Annotated in this window: 16 protein-coding genes; 3 read left to right on the top strand and 13 right to left on the bottom strand. The window is 55.0% G+C overall.

What is annotated here, in order from left to right:
* Positions 1 to 27 precede the first annotated feature (27 nt).
* Positions 28 to 624 (bottom strand): DUF1454 family protein, encoded by a 597-nt coding sequence (locus ACKI5T_RS16260; RefSeq protein ID WP_407438770.1) that lies wholly within the window; start codon positions 622 to 624, stop codon positions 28 to 30.
* A 112-nt stretch (positions 625 to 736) separates the two neighbouring features.
* Here ACKI5T_RS16260 and ACKI5T_RS16265 point away from each other — a divergent pair, with 112 nt between their 5' ends.
* The gene (locus ACKI5T_RS16265) at positions 737 to 1156 is read left to right on the top strand and encodes a DUF805 domain-containing protein (RefSeq protein WP_407438771.1); all 420 of its coding nucleotides are present in this window, start codon (positions 737 to 739) and stop codon (positions 1154 to 1156) included.
* Here the strand turns inward: ACKI5T_RS16265 and fpr are convergent, their stop codons facing one another.
* The 4 genes from fpr to ACKI5T_RS16285 form a co-directional block, all read right to left on the bottom strand.
* Positions 1157 to 1903 carry a ferredoxin--NADP(+) reductase gene (gene fpr, locus ACKI5T_RS16270; RefSeq protein WP_407438773.1) on the bottom strand — a complete coding sequence of 249 codons (747 nt, stop codon included), beginning with the start codon at positions 1901 to 1903 and terminating at the stop codon, positions 1157 to 1159.
* A 96-nt stretch (positions 1904 to 1999) separates the two neighbouring features.
* Entirely contained in the window at positions 2000 to 3010 is a 1011-nt protein-coding gene (gene glpX, locus ACKI5T_RS16275) for a class II fructose-bisphosphatase (protein ID WP_015961007.1), read from the bottom strand.
* Between the two features lie 99 nt (positions 3011 to 3109).
* A complete protein-coding gene (glpK, locus tag ACKI5T_RS16280) occupies positions 3110 to 4618 on the bottom strand; it encodes a glycerol kinase GlpK (protein ID WP_015961006.1) in 1509 nt (502 codons plus the stop codon).
* 21 nt (positions 4619 to 4639) lie between these two features.
* Positions 4640 to 5485: an MIP/aquaporin family protein gene (locus ACKI5T_RS16285; protein ID WP_015961005.1), complete on the bottom strand. Its 846-nt coding sequence runs from the start codon at positions 5483 to 5485 to the stop codon at positions 4640 to 4642.
* 453 nt (positions 5486 to 5938) lie between these two features.
* Here ACKI5T_RS16285 and zapB point away from each other — a divergent pair, with 453 nt between their 5' ends.
* Positions 5939 to 6184: a septal ring assembly protein ZapB gene (gene zapB / locus ACKI5T_RS16290; RefSeq protein ID WP_190275359.1), complete on the top strand. Its 246-nt coding sequence runs from the start codon at positions 5939 to 5941 to the stop codon at positions 6182 to 6184.
* Here the strand turns inward: zapB and ACKI5T_RS16295 are convergent, their stop codons facing one another.
* The 8 genes from ACKI5T_RS16295 to priA form a co-directional block, all read right to left on the bottom strand.
* Entirely contained in the window at positions 6185 to 6343 is a 159-nt protein-coding gene (locus ACKI5T_RS16295; protein ID WP_407438775.1) for a hypothetical protein, read from the bottom strand. It abuts the gene before it with no gap.
* 29 nt (positions 6344 to 6372) lie between these two features.
* Positions 6373 to 6858 (bottom strand): ribonuclease E activity regulator RraA, encoded by a 486-nt coding sequence (gene rraA / locus ACKI5T_RS16300; RefSeq protein ID WP_015961003.1) that lies wholly within the window; start codon positions 6856 to 6858, stop codon positions 6373 to 6375.
* 92 nt (positions 6859 to 6950) lie between these two features.
* Complete coding sequence (gene menA / locus ACKI5T_RS16305; protein WP_407438777.1) at positions 6951 to 7871, bottom strand: 1,4-dihydroxy-2-naphthoate polyprenyltransferase; 921 nt, start codon at positions 7869 to 7871, stop codon at positions 6951 to 6953.
* 67 nt (positions 7872 to 7938) lie between these two features.
* Positions 7939 to 9270 (bottom strand): HslU--HslV peptidase ATPase subunit, encoded by a 1332-nt coding sequence (gene hslU / locus ACKI5T_RS16310; protein WP_407438779.1) that lies wholly within the window; start codon positions 9268 to 9270, stop codon positions 7939 to 7941.
* A gap of 9 nt (positions 9271 to 9279) precedes the next feature.
* Positions 9280 to 9810 carry an ATP-dependent protease subunit HslV gene (hslV, locus tag ACKI5T_RS16315; RefSeq protein ID WP_407438781.1) on the bottom strand — a complete coding sequence of 177 codons (531 nt, stop codon included), beginning with the start codon at positions 9808 to 9810 and terminating at the stop codon, positions 9280 to 9282.
* Between the two features lie 92 nt (positions 9811 to 9902).
* A complete protein-coding gene (ftsN, locus tag ACKI5T_RS16320) occupies positions 9903 to 10919 on the bottom strand; it encodes a cell division protein FtsN (protein WP_407438800.1) in 1017 nt (338 codons plus the stop codon).
* 93 nt (positions 10920 to 11012) lie between these two features.
* On the bottom strand, positions 11013 to 12038 hold the full coding sequence (gene cytR, locus ACKI5T_RS16325) for a DNA-binding transcriptional regulator CytR (protein ID WP_407438783.1): 1026 nt from the start codon (positions 12036 to 12038) through the stop codon (positions 11013 to 11015).
* Between the two features lie 128 nt (positions 12039 to 12166).
* Entirely contained in the window at positions 12167 to 14362 is a 2196-nt protein-coding gene (gene priA, locus ACKI5T_RS16330; protein ID WP_407438784.1) for a primosomal protein N', read from the bottom strand.
* 203 nt (positions 14363 to 14565) lie between these two features.
* Here priA and rpmE point away from each other — a divergent pair, with 203 nt between their 5' ends.
* Positions 14566 to 14778: a 50S ribosomal protein L31 gene (rpmE, locus tag ACKI5T_RS16335; RefSeq protein ID WP_015960996.1), complete on the top strand. Its 213-nt coding sequence runs from the start codon at positions 14566 to 14568 to the stop codon at positions 14776 to 14778.
* The last annotated feature ends 8 nt before the right edge of the window (positions 14779 to 14786 follow it).

Below are 14786 nucleotides of genomic sequence, written 5' to 3' on the forward strand. Positions count from 1 at the left end.
TCCCTCGAAAGGCTTTGCTTTTTGTCATTAATTCGCCCCTCCGAGTGTGTCAGATAGCGCCAGCTTAATCGGTTCAACGGCGAAGGTCAGCCCCTTTTCGCCGTGATCTGCGACCACATAGCGAATCGCGCCGTCTGTTTCGGCGTAGTAACGTTTGTTTTTACCGGCGGTCAGCAATTTTTGCAGCTTTTGCTGGCTTTGTGCTTTGGTCAAAATCGGGGTAAAGGCGCGCAAAATCGCGCTCATGTACTCCAGCGCTTTGGCTTTGGCGGCTTTCTGTTCCGGGCCTTGAATCGGCAGCCAGGTGATTTGCATGCTTTTGATTTTTAACGTACCGCGTTCAAGCGCAGTCGAGGCGTACAGATTTTCGTTAATTTTACTGGCCGCACGCGTCAGGGTAGGCGTGTCTTTTGCGCCGTCTATCGCGCGAAACTCACCCAGCGCGAGCGTGGGATTATCTTTGTTGAACGTTTCACGGAACTGACTGATCGATTGATCGAACGACGGCGCGCCTTGCAGAAGATATGGCGCAGTCGCAGGGGGAGAAGCGTCATTGGCGTGCAGGAAAAAGCTGGCGCTCAGCATCGTTAAACACAGCAGAATCGGGTGAGTCCATCTTTTCATCAATATTATCCCTGGCGGTCATTGCTCATGATTAAAACGATATCTGCCCGGCTTGTCAAAAGGTCGGCACTCCAGGGTAAACTACGCGGCAGACGATAATAAGGAACCTGACATGACCATACAGCAGTGGCTGTTTTCATTCAAAGGGCGTATTGGACGCCGTGATTTCTGGATTTGGATCGTGACGTGGATTGTCGCGATGCTGGTGCTTTTCGGCCTGGCCTACAGCAACTGGCTGGGCACCCAAACGGCAGCGTTTGCGCTGGTGTGTCTGCTGTGGCCAACGGCTTCCGTGATCGTTAAACGTCTGCATGACAGGGGCCGTTCCGGTTTGTGGGCGCTGCTGATCCCTCTGGCGTGGATGCTGGTGGCGGGTCACTGGGCGATACTGCCGTCGGTCCTACCTTGGGTGGTAGGGAAACTCATTCCGACGGTAATTTTTGTCATGACCCTCATCGATCTGGGCGCGTTTGTGGGCACCCAGAGCGAGAATAAATACGGCAAGGACACGCAGGACGTGAAGTTCCGCTAATTACCAGTAGTGTTCAGCAGTCATATGGCCCGGTCGGCGGCGCAAATGTTTGGTCATCTGCCGGGTGTCTTTCAGCAACTGCTGGGTATCACGCACCATCTGTGGGTTGCCGCACAACATCACATGGCTGGTTTCCGCATTCATCTGTAAACCCACGGCGGATTCAAGTTCACCGCTTTCAATCAGCGCCGGAACGCGTCCGGTGAGCGCACCAGCAACCGTTTCACGGCTGACCACCGTCTGGATTTTCAACTTCCCTTCGTAGCGTTTTTCAAGCTCCTGCATCAGCGTCAGATAGCTCAGATCGGCGGCGTAGCGTGCGGCATGCACCAGAACGATATTTTTGAATCGTTCCAGATCCTTCCCGTATTGCAGAATCGACAGATAAGGGCCGATGGCCGTACCGGTTGCCAGCATCCACAGGGTGTCGCAGTCGGGGATCTCTTCCAGCACAAAGAAACCAGCGGCTTCGCTGACCATCAGAACGTCATCACCGGGCTGAAGCGCAGCCAGGCGCGGGCTGAGTTTGCCGTCAGGAACGGTCACCAGATAAAATTCGAGATCCGGATTGTCCGGCGCATTGACGTAGGAATAGGCGCGCTGCACGCGCTCGCCGTCAATTTCCAGCCCCAGCTTGGCGAATTGCCCGGCCGTGAACGGATGAATGGGGGCATGAACGGTGATACTAAAAAGCGCATCGGTCCAGAACGTTACTTTTGTGACTTTACCTGTTACCCAGTCCGCCATGACGATCTCCTGTGCTGATATCTGTTTCTATCTTCCGTTCTTGCCGGGGAGATTTCCAGCCCAGCGGGGCCGGAAAGCTCTATTGATCAAATCACCTTACAGGATATGAGTTTGAACATTTGGGTCTTTGCGATCCAGATAATGAATCGACTGGATGCGACGGATAGTGCGTGATTTTCCGCGAATCAGCAGCGTTTCAGTGGTGGCCATATTGCCCTTGCGGGTGATGCCGTCCAGCAGATCGCCTTTGGTGATGCCGGTTGCCGAGAAGATCACGTTATCGCTGCGTGCCATATCATCCAGGGACAGCACTTTATTCGCTTCAATGCCCATCGCTTTGCAGCGCGCCAGCTCCTGTTCGCCGATGCGACGGTTCTCTTCGCTGTCACCTTTCACGTCATGACGAGCCAGCAGGCGACCCTGCATATCGCCGTCCAGCGCACGGATCACCGCAGCGGACACTACGCCTTCCGGCGCGCCACCAATGCCGTACAGCACGTCGACTTCGCTGTCTGGCATACAGGTCAAAATAGACGCCGCGACGTCGCCATCCGGAATGGCAAAAACACGCACGCCGAGCTGCTGCATATGCGCAATGGTGACGTCATGGCGCGGTTTGGCGAGAATAGTGACGGTCAGTTCACTGAGCGGTTTACCCAGCGCGGCTGCGACATTACGCAGGTTATCTGCCAGAGGCAGATTGAGATCGATAGCGCCTTTCGCGCCTGGGCCGACAATCAGTTTTTCCATGTACATATCAGGCGCGTTCAGGAAGCAGCCTTTATCGCCAACGGCAAGCACCGCCAGCGCGTTCGCCTGGCCCATCGCCGTCATGCGCGTGCCTTCAATCGGGTCAACAGCGATATCCACCGCATCGCCGTTGCCGGTGCCGACTTTCTCACCGATGAACAGCATGGGCGCTTCGTCGATCTCGCCTTCGCCGATGACAATGGTCCCGTCAATGTTGACCTGGTTGAGCATAATGCGCATCGCATGAACGGCCGCGCCGTCAGCAATATTTTTGTCGCCACGTCCTAACCACTTATAGCCTGCGAGGGCGGCGGCTTCGGTTACGCGGGAGAATTCGATGGCAAGTTCACGTTTCATGGGGTACTCGTGCAGTCAAAAGGAATTGCACGAAGTTTATCACAGAGTGGGATGACGAGTTCCCTCTCCCCTAAGGGGAGAGGGTTAGGGTGAGGGAAATTACTCTTCGTGCTCTTCCCACGCCAGGGCGCGTTTCACCGCTTTTTTCCAGCCGCTGTAGCGATAGTTACGCTCGGTCGTTTCGATACCCGGACGGAATTCACGCTCGATGACCGCTTTTTCCTGTAGCTCATCCAGATTCTGCCAAAAACCAACCGCCAGACCTGCCAGATACGCGGCACCCAACGCGGTGACTTCGCGCACTTCTGGACGCTCAACGCGGGTGCCCAGAATGTCGGACTGGAACTGCATCAGGAAGTTGTTCGCGACCGCGCCGCCGTCCACGCGCAGAGCGTGCAGACGAATGCCGGAGTCGGCTTGCATCGCTTCCAGTACGTCACGCGTCTGGTAGGCGATGGATTCCAGCGTGGCGCGGATGATGTGGTTAGAGTTCACTCCACGCGTCAGGCCGAAAATAGCGCCGCGCGCATACGGGTCCCAGTATGGCGCGCCCAGACCTGTGAATGCCGGCACCACGTATACGCCGTTGGTGTCCTTCACTTTGGTGGCGAAGTATTCGGAATCGAACGCATCGCTGATGAGCTTCATTTCGTCGCGCAGCCACTGAATGGATGCACCCGCCATGAAGACCGCACCTTCCAGGGCATAATTCACTTCGCCGCGTGGGCCGCAGGCGATGGTGGTCAGCAGGCCATTTTCTGATTTCACCGCTTTCTCGCCGGTATTCATCAGCATAAAGCAGCCGGTGCCGTAGGTGTTTTTCGCCATCCCTTCTTTCACGCACAGCTGGCCAAACAGCGCAGCCTGTTGGTCACCGGCGATACCGGAGATCGGAATACGCGTGCCGCCTTTACCACCGATGTTGGTCTGGCCGTACACTTCGGATGATTTACGCACTTCTGGCAGCATGGCGCGCGGGATGTCCAGCGCCTCCAGCATTTTGTCATCCCAGTCCAGCTTGTGGATGTTGAACAGCATGGTACGGGAGGCGTTGGTGTAATCGGTAACGTGTACCCGCCCTTGGGTCATCTTCCAGATGAGCCAGGTATCGACGGTACCGAACAGCAGTTCGCCGCGTTTTGCGCGCTCACGGGAGCCTTCAACGTGATCCAAAATCCACTTCACTTTGGTGCCTGAGAAGTACGGATCCACCACCAGACCGGTGGTGCTGCGGATGTAATCTTCCATGCCGTCGCGCTTGAGTTTCTCGCAGATTTCGGCCGTACGGCGACACTGCCAGACGATGGCGTTATAGATTGGTTTACCGGTTTCACGTTCCCACACAATCGCGGTTTCACGCTGGTTGGTGATACCAATTGCCGCGATTTCATCGGAACTGATGTCGGCTTTCGCCAGCACTTCGACCAGCGTTGAGCTTTGGGTCGCCCAGATTTCCATTGGGTCGTGCTCTACCCAGCCAGGCTTAGGATAGATTTGTTCGAATTCGCGCTGTGACACGCTGACGATATTCGCGTCATGATCCATTACGACAGCGCGGGAGCTGGTGGTGCCCTGGTCGAGCGCAACGATATATTTTTTGTCGGTCATAGTAGGTGTCCCGTAGTCAGATTACAGCGAAGCTTTTTGTTGTGCGGTAGAGGTCGTTTCTTTCTCGTCTTCCACACAGGTGTCGCACGGTAAGTGGCGACCAATTAATTTGCGATAGCCGAATGCGCCCAGCGCAGCCCCTGCAATCGGGCCGAACAGCGGCACCAGGAAGTAAGGGATATCTTTGGCGCCGGTAAAGGCCACTTCACCCCAGCCCGCAAAGAAGGCGAAGGTTTTCGGACCCAGATCACGCGCCGGGTTCATCGCAAAGCCCGTCAGTGGACCCATTGATGCGCCGATCACGGCAATCAGTAAACCAATCAGCAGTGGAGCCAGTGGGCCGCGCGGAATGCCGTTACCATCATCGCCCAGCGCCATGATAACGCCCATCAGAATAGCGGTAATCACCATCTCAACCGCGAAGGCCTGCACAAAATTGATATGCGGGTTTGGATACGTTGAGAAGATACCGGCCAGATCCAGACTTTCGACACTGCCGCGCACCATATGATGCGTCTGTTCGAAGTCGATGAAAAGATTGTAATAAAGCCCGTAAACTAATGCCGCTGCGCAAAAGGCGCCGGCAAATTGAGAAATAATAAACGGCACAACTTTGCGTCCGTCAAAGCATGCGAACAGCCACAACGCGATGGTCACCGCCGGGTTAAGGTGTGCGCCGGAAACCCCTGCAGTCAGGTAAATGGCCATTGCCACGCCCAAACCCCAGATGATGCTGATCTCCCACTGGCCGAAGGTCGCGCCAGCCACTTTCAGGGCAGCAACACAGCCTACCCCAAAGAAAATCAACAACCCGGTACCAAGGAACTCGGCGATGCACTGGCCTTTTAAGGTTGATGTCTGACTCATAATCGGAATCCTGAAGAAAGATGAATGTTTATTGTTAGCGCAGCGACAACGAACAGCCACGATGTCCTGTAGACATGCTGTTAATTTATCGTTAACGAGCAAAAACGAGAAATATCGAAATCAAAATGTGTGTGCTGTGTCAATAAAATGAGCGATTTCGCGCTATGAAGCGTGTTTTAGCGGCAGTAGTGAAATGTGAGCTGAATCATTTCATTAACTAAAGTATTAACAATTTAGGGGTAGGTGGCGCGAATGCACCAGGACCAGACCGAAAAGTGTTGCAAACCGCGATCTGCGCGGCATGCCGCTGGACAGGGGACGCCGCGCTCCATACAATCGACATTAAATATGTTGTGCGCGTTTTACACGCCATTGTTCAGTTTTCCTCCTCCTTGATGAAATGTGAACGATGTAGCGTAAGTTCGAAGCGTCGCCTTGCCATTCAGAAGAGGTATGACCATGTCATTAGAAGTGTTTGAGAAACTGGAATCAAAAGTACAGCAGGCGATCGACACCATCACACTGCTGCAGATGGAAATCGAAGAACTGAAAGAAAAGAACAACGCTCTGGCGCAGGAAGTGCATTCTGCTCAGAATGGTCGTGAAGAGCTCGAGCGCGAAAATCAGCAGCTGCGCGAACAGCAGAACGGCTGGCAGGATCGTCTGCAGGCATTGCTCGGCCGCATGGAAGAAGTCTAATTACGCTTCATCTTTCGCGCCGTAGCGGCGTTGGCTGCGCTCAGCTACCCCAGTCACGTAGTTGACTACGCTCCTGGGGATATCTTCGTTTGCCGCCTTGCTGCAACACGAAATCTTTGCGTAATGGCCCGCGTCAAATGCAGGCCAAAGTGAATTCATAAAAAAGGCACCTTTCGGTGCCTTTTTTATTACTCGATATCGAGAGGATCTTCGGAAAGGATGATGCCGGTATTGTCGGCGTAGAGATGGTCGCCGGAGAAGAAGGTGACGCCACCGAAGTTAACGCGCACATCGCTTTCGCCGATGCCTTCGCCTGCGGCACCCACGGGAATAGCTGCAATGGCCTGAATGCCCAAATCCAGCTCTTCCAAATCGTCAACCTGACGGACAGCGCCGTACACCACAATTCCTTCCCACTCGTTTTGCAGGGCCAGACGGGCAAGATCGGCGTCGATTAACGCACGACGGACGGAGCCGCCGCCATCAACCAGCAAAATACGGCCACGGCCATTTTGTTCGAGCAGCTCATACAGCAACCCGTTGTCCTCGAAACATTTTACCGTGATGATTTGTCCGCCAAATGACGACCGTCCCCCAAAGTTGGAAAACAGCGGTTCCACGACGTTGACATCTTCTTGATAGATGTCACAAAGCTCGGAAGTATCGTATTTCATAGGTTTAACGCTCGGTTGCTGCGAATGTGTTCAGTATATCGCGCTAAACGCGTTGTTGGCAAAATCATCAATTGTTAATTGATATTTGTCAGTTAACGCAGCGTCTGGCTCAGGATAATCCCAAGTACGAACAACAGGTTAGTCAGCAATGCGCCTTTTACCGTACGTTCGAGCATGGGCGGCATCGCAGAGGGGTTTAGCTCGCGCATCACGAAACGCGCCTGTTTGATCAGCAGCGGCGCAGACAGAACAAACAGCCAGCCCCAGAAGCTGTGCAATGAAAGCAGATTAAACAGTGCCAGGCAGATCAGCGCACCCAACAGCAGGCCCGCGTGATAGCGACGGGCGTTGACCGGGCCTAACCGTACCGCCAGGGTGTTTTTACCGTTCTGACGGTCACTTTCGATATCGCGCAGGTTATTGATGTTGAGAACCGCCGCAGCCAGTAATCCGCAGGCAGTAGCGGGCAGGAATAGCGCGGGAATCAGCGTATGCGCCTGCAAATACCCGCTGCCCATCACGCTCAGCCAGCCAAAGAAAACCAGTACGGAAATATCACCCAAACCGATATAACCATAAGGGCGCGTGCCGACGGTATAGGTAATCGCAGCAATAATCGCCAGAATCCCCAACACCATAAAGCCGATGAAATCGGCCGTCGTTTTACATGCTACTGATACCAGAGCCAGGCCAGAAAGACAGATGAGCACCACGGTGATAATCAGTGCACGTTTCATCTGCGCCTGAGTAATCACCCCTTTCTGCATACCGCGCAGCGGCCCAATACGATCGGGTTTATCGCTGCCCTTGACCGCATCGCCGTAGTCGTTAGCAAGGTTAGAGAGGATTTGCAGCAGACCGGCCGTGATGAGCGCCAGTCCGGCAACCAGCGGATCGAAATGACCTTGCCACCAGGCAAGCGTGGTGCCAACGACGATTGCGGCAAAGGCCAGAGGTAATGTCTTGGGACGCAGGCTTTCGAGCCACGCCTGAGTACGGCTGATATCAGTCATTTTATTTAGCCAATAAAAATGGGGGCATTAGCCCCCATCAACAGTGATGAAAATGCATTAACCGCGATTATAAGATAAAACGGCTTAGATCTTCATCTGCCACTAACGCATCCAGATGTTTACTCACATAATCTGCGTCAATGGTAATACTTTGGCCGTTCAGATCGCTGGCTTCATAAGAGATATCTTCGACCAGACGTTCCAGCACGGTGTGCAAACGACGCGCCCCGATGTTTTCGGTGGTTTCGTTAACCTGCCATGCGGCCTGAGCGATGCGCTTGATACCGTCCTCGGTGAACTCAATGGTCACACCTTCGGTGGCCATCAGCGCTTTGTACTGCACGGTGATCGAGGCATTTGGCTCAGTCAGAATGCGTTCGAAATCGTCGGTAGTCAGCGCCTGCAACTCCACGCGAATCGGCAGACGGCCCTGCAATTCAGGAATGAGATCGGAAGGCTTAGCCACCTGGAACGCGCCAGAAGCGATAAACAGAATGTGATCGGTTTTGACCATGCCGTGCTTGGTCGAAACAGTACAGCCCTCGACCAGCGGCAACAGGTCACGCTGAACGCCTTCACGAGACACGTCCGGGCCGTTGGATTCACCGCGCTTACAGATTTTGTCGATCTCATCGATAAACACGATGCCGTGCTGCTCAACCGCGTCGATGGCGTCCTGTTTCAGCTCTTCTGGATTCACCAGTTTGGCCGCTTCTTCTTCAATCAGCAGCTTCATTGCGTCTTTGATTTTCAGCTTGCGCGGCTTTTGCTTCTGGCCGCCCAGGTTCTGGAACATCGACTGCAGCTGGCTTGTCATCTCTTCCATACCCGGAGGAGACATAATTTCTACGCCCATTGGCGCCGCAGCCAGATCAATTTCAATCTCTTTGTCGTCCAGTTGGCCTTCACGCAGTTTTTTGCGGAATGCCTGACGTGCGGCGGACGGTTCCTGAGGTTGTTCATTCTGACCCCAGTTGTTTTTTGCCGGTGGGATCAGCACGTCGAGAATACGTTCTTCGGCCATTTCTTCAGCACGATAACGGTTTTTCTCGATGGCCTGTACGCGCACCATTTTCATCGCTGAATCGGCCAGATCGCGGATAATCGAGTCCACTTCTTTACCGACGTAGCCCACTTCAGTGAACTTGGTGGCTTCAACTTTGATGAACGGTGCATTTGCCAGCTTCGCCAGACGACGGGCGATTTCGGTTTTACCGACGCCGGTCGGGCCGATCATCAGAATATTTTTTGGGGTAACTTCGTGGCGCAGCTCTTCATCAAGCTGCATACGACGCCAGCGGTTACGCAGGGCGATTGCCACGGAACGCTTGGCATTGTCCTGGCCGATAATGTGTTTGTTCAGCTCGCTGACAATTTCGCGTGGGGTCATTTCAGACATGGGAGATCCTTACGCTTTAGAGTTCAATTCTTCGATGGTATGGAAGTGGTTGGTGTAAATGCAGATATCACCTGCAATTCCCAACGCCTTCTCGGCAATTTCGCGGGCGCTCAGCTCAGTATTTTCAAGCAAAGCATGCGCAGCGGCCTGGGCATAAGGACCGCCGGAGCCGATAGCAATCAGATCGTTTTCTGGCTGAATGACGTCGCCGTTCCCGGTGATAATCAGAGAGGCATTTTCATCCGCGACAGCCAGCAGCGCTTCGAGTTTGCGCAGCATGCGGTCGGTGCGCCAGTCTTTCGCCAGCTCAACGGCCGCTTTGACCAGGTGGCCCTGGTGCATTTCAAGCTTGCGTTCAAACAGTTCGAAGAGCGTGAAGGCGTCAGCGGTACCGCCCGCAAAACCGGCGATCACTTTGTCGTTATACAGGCGGCGCACTTTTTTCACGTTGCCTTTCATGACGGTATTACCCAGCGTGGCCTGGCCATCACCGGCGATTACCACATGGCCGTTACGGCGTATACTTACTATTGTTGTCACGAGCAGACCCCCTGGTTACAAATTCGAAACAGATGCCCTGAGCTGATACTCAGGGCTGAATAGAATGATAGATGGGGGGGATTTTGGGGGTTTCAACCCCCAGAGGCGAGTCGAATGCAGTTTGTGTGACCGGCAATTTTCAGGCGGCTAATGGTGCCGTCTGCATTTTCTTTGCCCTTCACCGGGCCGATCACCACGCGATTCCAGCCGCCGTTGGTGGTGATGCGTGAATCAAAACCTTCGAAGGCCAACTGCGCACGCACGGTTTCTGCCTGGTCTGCGCCTTTGAACGATCCACACTGAATCATCCAGCGGCGATCGTCTTTCTTCTCGGCCGTTTGTTTCGGTGCTTCGGCCGTCTGCGTAACCGGTGCGCTCTGCTGTGGCTGCGCTTTCGGCTGCTGCGCGGTGTTATGCGCTGGCGTTTGCAGCAGATCCTGATACGGCTGCGCTGATGCGGTTTGTTTCTGCTGTTGCGCCTGCACCTGGCGCGGCTGCTGGGCAGGTTGAGTCTGCACGGTACGCGTTTGCTGCTGGGGCTGCTGATACGGTTGTTCGGTCACACGCGGCTGCGTGCGCGGTTGCTGTACCGGCTGGGTTTGCGTCAACTGCTGTTGCTGAACTTGCTGCTGTGCCTGACGTTGACGTTGCAGCGTTTGCTGACGCTGCTGTGGCGTCTGTTCATTCCACGGCACTTCGGTCAGCTGCGTAGGCTGCTGGCGCATATCGGCCTGCATCTGCGCCAGAAGCTGGCGTTGCTCATTCGTTAGCTGATCGGCATTTTTCACTTCACCACCGGCAGAAGGCTCGGTTGGGGCACGCACGCCTGGCTGGCGACTTTCCAGCTCTTTGATATAGCGCCAGCGCTCTTCAGGTTTTGGCGGCAAACCATTACCGGCCACTTTGTTGCCCTGAAGCGCTTCAGACTCTTCTTTTTTGTGGTGAGTAATAAAGTATAAACCGCCGATAAAGGCCACGAGCACAGCCGCGGCTATCGCGACCATAGCGGGCGAGACGGAGGACAGGCTACTTTTCTTGCTCCGTGAGGTGCTCTTTTTGCGTCGCGAAGGTGCCGGCTGGCCGCGACGTACATAATCTCGTTGTGCCACTATCGTTTCGCTGTATTTATGCATTCGTCAGCCCGCCATGTTACTTAAGCGGCGGGCCTTTGACCAGATGAGGGAGTCTTAAAGCCGTTTACTTTAAGTAAGCGCCTGTGTAGAGCCCCGAATAATAAGTTCGCAATCCAGTAACCGCGAGCCGCTGCTGACGGTTTGCCCATGCAGCTGATCAAGCAGTAACAGCATGGCCTCGCGCCCAATATCATAGCGCGGTTGCGCGACGGTCGAGAGGGGAGGATCGCAAAACTCGGAAAGGGAAATATTATCGAACCCGATAATAGATAAATCTTGCGGCACGCGCAGGCCCCGGCGTTTGGCATACGACAACGCGCCCAACGCCATCACGTCGCTGTGGCAGAAAACGGCCGTTGGCGGTACAGGCTGCGACAGTAGTTGCTCGAGCGCCAGGCCTCCGGCTTCAAGCGTAAAATCACCGCGCGCGATGTAATGCGGATCGACCGTCACGCCAGCACGACGCAATGCCTGTACGTAGCCCTGCAGACGATAATGGCACAGCGGCATCTCTTCCGGCCCGGCGATACAGCCAATGCGCTTATGCCCCAAATCCTGGAGATAGTTCACGGCGTTAAACGCGGCAGTTAGATTATCAATATGAACCGTCGGCAGTTTAAGCTCTGGCGCAAATTCATTCGCCATCACCATCGGCGGCAGGTTGCGCTGCTCTTCGATGCTGGCATCAAACGGCAAACGCGATCCGAGCAGCAGCATGCCGTCGATCTGCTTGGTAATGATGAGGTCGATAAAGGTTTTTTCTTGCTGATTCTGATGCGCGCAATCGCCGATCAGCACCAAATAACCCTGTGCGGCGGCGGTAACTTCGATGCCGCGAATAATCTCGCTAAAGAAGGGATCGCAAATGTCCGGCACAATCACCAGAATGGTCCGCGACTCATTTCGCTTGAGGTTACGGCCCATCGCCTGAGGTAAATAGCCCACTTCCAGCGCCGCCTGCTCAACGCGATTACGCGTCGTCTGAGAGACTTTATCCGGGTTCATTAACGCGCGGGACACCGTTGCCGTGGACACTTTGGCTTTCTGGGCAACGTCTTTCATGGTCGCCGGGGCAACCTCTTTCCTGGACTTCAACGTCTTCTCCTCGCAGGACCACCAACTACTGACTGATTCATTTTTACAGATAGTGAATGGAAGCGGTTACAGAATTTTCATAAAAAGTGTGAGGAGCGTTTGATTTTTCGATCCCTCTCGCATCGTTTCTATCCTTCGATGGGGTCGACATCCAGAACCCACTTCACTTTTCGCGCTTCTGGCAAGGTGTTGATGAGCGCCAGCGTGCCACTAATCACATGCTGTAAACGCACGCGAGAAGGGTGCTGAAGCAAAATTTGCCAGCGATACCGGCCACCGCGCTTAGGCGCCAGCGCGGGAACGGGGCCTAAAATCCACAGCTGATTATCTACCAGCGGGCTGGCCTGCAACAGATTACGTAACTGCTGCAAAAACAGCGGTGCCTGCTGATTGTTATGGTCTTCCGCGCGAATAATCACGTGGCTGGTCCACGGGGGTAACTGCATGGTCTGACGCTCAGCCAGCGCCTGCTCCGCAAACGCGTCATAGCCTTTATGGAGCAACGTCTGTAACAGCGGGTGTTCAGGGTGATGAGTTTGCAGCACCACTTCCCCTTGCTTACCCGCGCGACCTGCACGCCCGGCCACCTGCGTGTAAAGCTGGGCGAAGCGCTCAGCGGAACGGAAATCGGCAGAAAACAGCGCGCCATCGACGTCCAGCAGCGCCACCAGCGTGACGTCCGGGAAGTGATGCCCTTTCGCCAGCATCTGCGTACCAATCAGAATGCGCGCGCCGCCGCGATGAACCTCAGCCAGCTGTTGCTCTAACGCCCCTTTACGGCTGGTGGTGTCGCGGTCAATACGCGAAAGCGGTACGCCGGGGAAAAACGGTGCCAGCGCCTGTTCGAGCTGCTCAGTGCCAAGACCAACCGGAACCATATGCGTCGAGCCGCACGATGGGCACTGGCGCGGCACCGGGCGCTGGCTGTCACAGTGGTGACAACGCAAATGATGCTGCGCCTGATGCAGCGTGTAGTAATGATCGCAGCGCGGGCATTCCGCTATCCAGCCGCAGTCGTGGCACAGCAGCGTCGGCGCAAATCCACGACGGTTCAGGAACAGAATCACCTGATTATCGGCCTGCAAATGCTGACGCATGCGAGTGATTAACGCGGGCGCGAGTCCAGCCTGTATCTGCTGACCTTTCAGATCCAGCACATGCTGAATAGCCGGGCGCGCATTACCCGCGCGGCGCGTCAGGCGCAGCATGTGGTATTTGCGCTGGCGCACGTTGTGCAGCGTTTCCAGGGCGGGCGTTGCCGAGCCAAGAATAATCGGGATTTGTTCGCTGTGCGCGCGGTAAACGGCCAGATCGCGGGCGTGATAGCGCCAGCCTTCCTGCTGTTTATAGGAACTGTCGTGTTCTTCGTCGATCACGATGACGCCCAGATTCTTAAATGGCGTAAACAGCGACGAGCGGGTACCAATCACAATCGCCGCTTCGCCGTTTTTGGCTTTCAGCCAGGCGCTTAAACGTTCCGTATCGTTCAAGCCGGAATGGAGCACTTCGACCGGGGCGTTAAAACGTTCACGAAAACGGGCGATGGTCTGTGGCGTCAGGCCGATCTCAGGCACCATCACCAGCGCTTGTTTACCCTGCGCGAGCGCATTTTCCAGTACGCTCAGATACACTTCGGTCTTGCCGGAACCGGTCACGCCCGCTAACAGCCAGGCGGAAAAACTATCAGATGCGCTGTGAATCGCGCCAACGGCGGTCGCTTGTTCCGTGTTGAGACGCAGTCGCTCACCGGCCACGCTAAACCCGTCGCGCCAGTCCACCAGTGCAGGCGCTTCGCTGGCAAGCTCGCACAGCCCTTTTTTGCGCAATGCCTGCAGCGCTGCGTCATTAAATTCCAGCTCTTCAACCTGATGACGCCAGATTCTGCCCTGACGCAGCGCGGCCAGCGCCTGCTGCTGCTTAGGCGATCGTTTCAGGCTGTTGATATCGACGGCTTGTCCGTCTTCTGTCGCAAACCAGTACCACGTTGGGGCATGGCTGGCGCTTTTACCCTGGCGCAGCAAAATCGGCAGCGCGTGAAACAGCACGTCGCCAATCGGGTGGTGATAATAATCCGCCGCCCACAGCAGCAGCCGCCAGACGCTTACGGAGTAAACCGGCTCAACGTCGAGTACCTCCACCACCGCTTTTAATTCATTGATCGGCAGCTCGCTTTTGTCGCTTACCGACACCACCACGCCGACGCGCTGCTGCTTGCCAAAAGGCACGGTTACGCGACAGCCCGCTTTGGCGCTCATGCTGTCGGGCAGCAAATAGTCAAAGGTGCGGGGAAGCGGAACGGGCAGGGCAACGTGAGCAACGGGCATCGAATCTTCCTGACTTGAAATGTGGCGCGTTAGTATACACATTAGATGCTATAGACGTGCTGATCAGTTTGCATCCACCGAATGGATTCTGTATGATTCGCCGCCTTTGGTGTAACTTTACGCCAAAGAATTTACTATCAACATCGCGTGGTGTCTGGCGTTAGGGCTGGAAGAGCGACGCGGCCTTAACTGAGGTTCTCCCCATGAAAAAAGATATTCACCCGAAATACGATTTTATTACTGCAAACTGCTCTTGCGGTAACGCGATCAAAATCCGCTCTACAGTGGGTCACGATCTGAACCTGGACGTGTGCGGCCAATGCCACCCGTTCTACACTGGTAAGCAGCGTGATGTTGCAACCGGTGGCCGTGTTGACCGCTTCAACAAGCGTTTCAGCATCCCGGGCGCTAAATAAGCTACCCG

This window comes from Lelliottia sp. (assembly GCF_045627565.1).
Taxonomy (GTDB): Bacteria; Pseudomonadota; Gammaproteobacteria; order Enterobacterales; family Enterobacteriaceae; genus Enterobacter.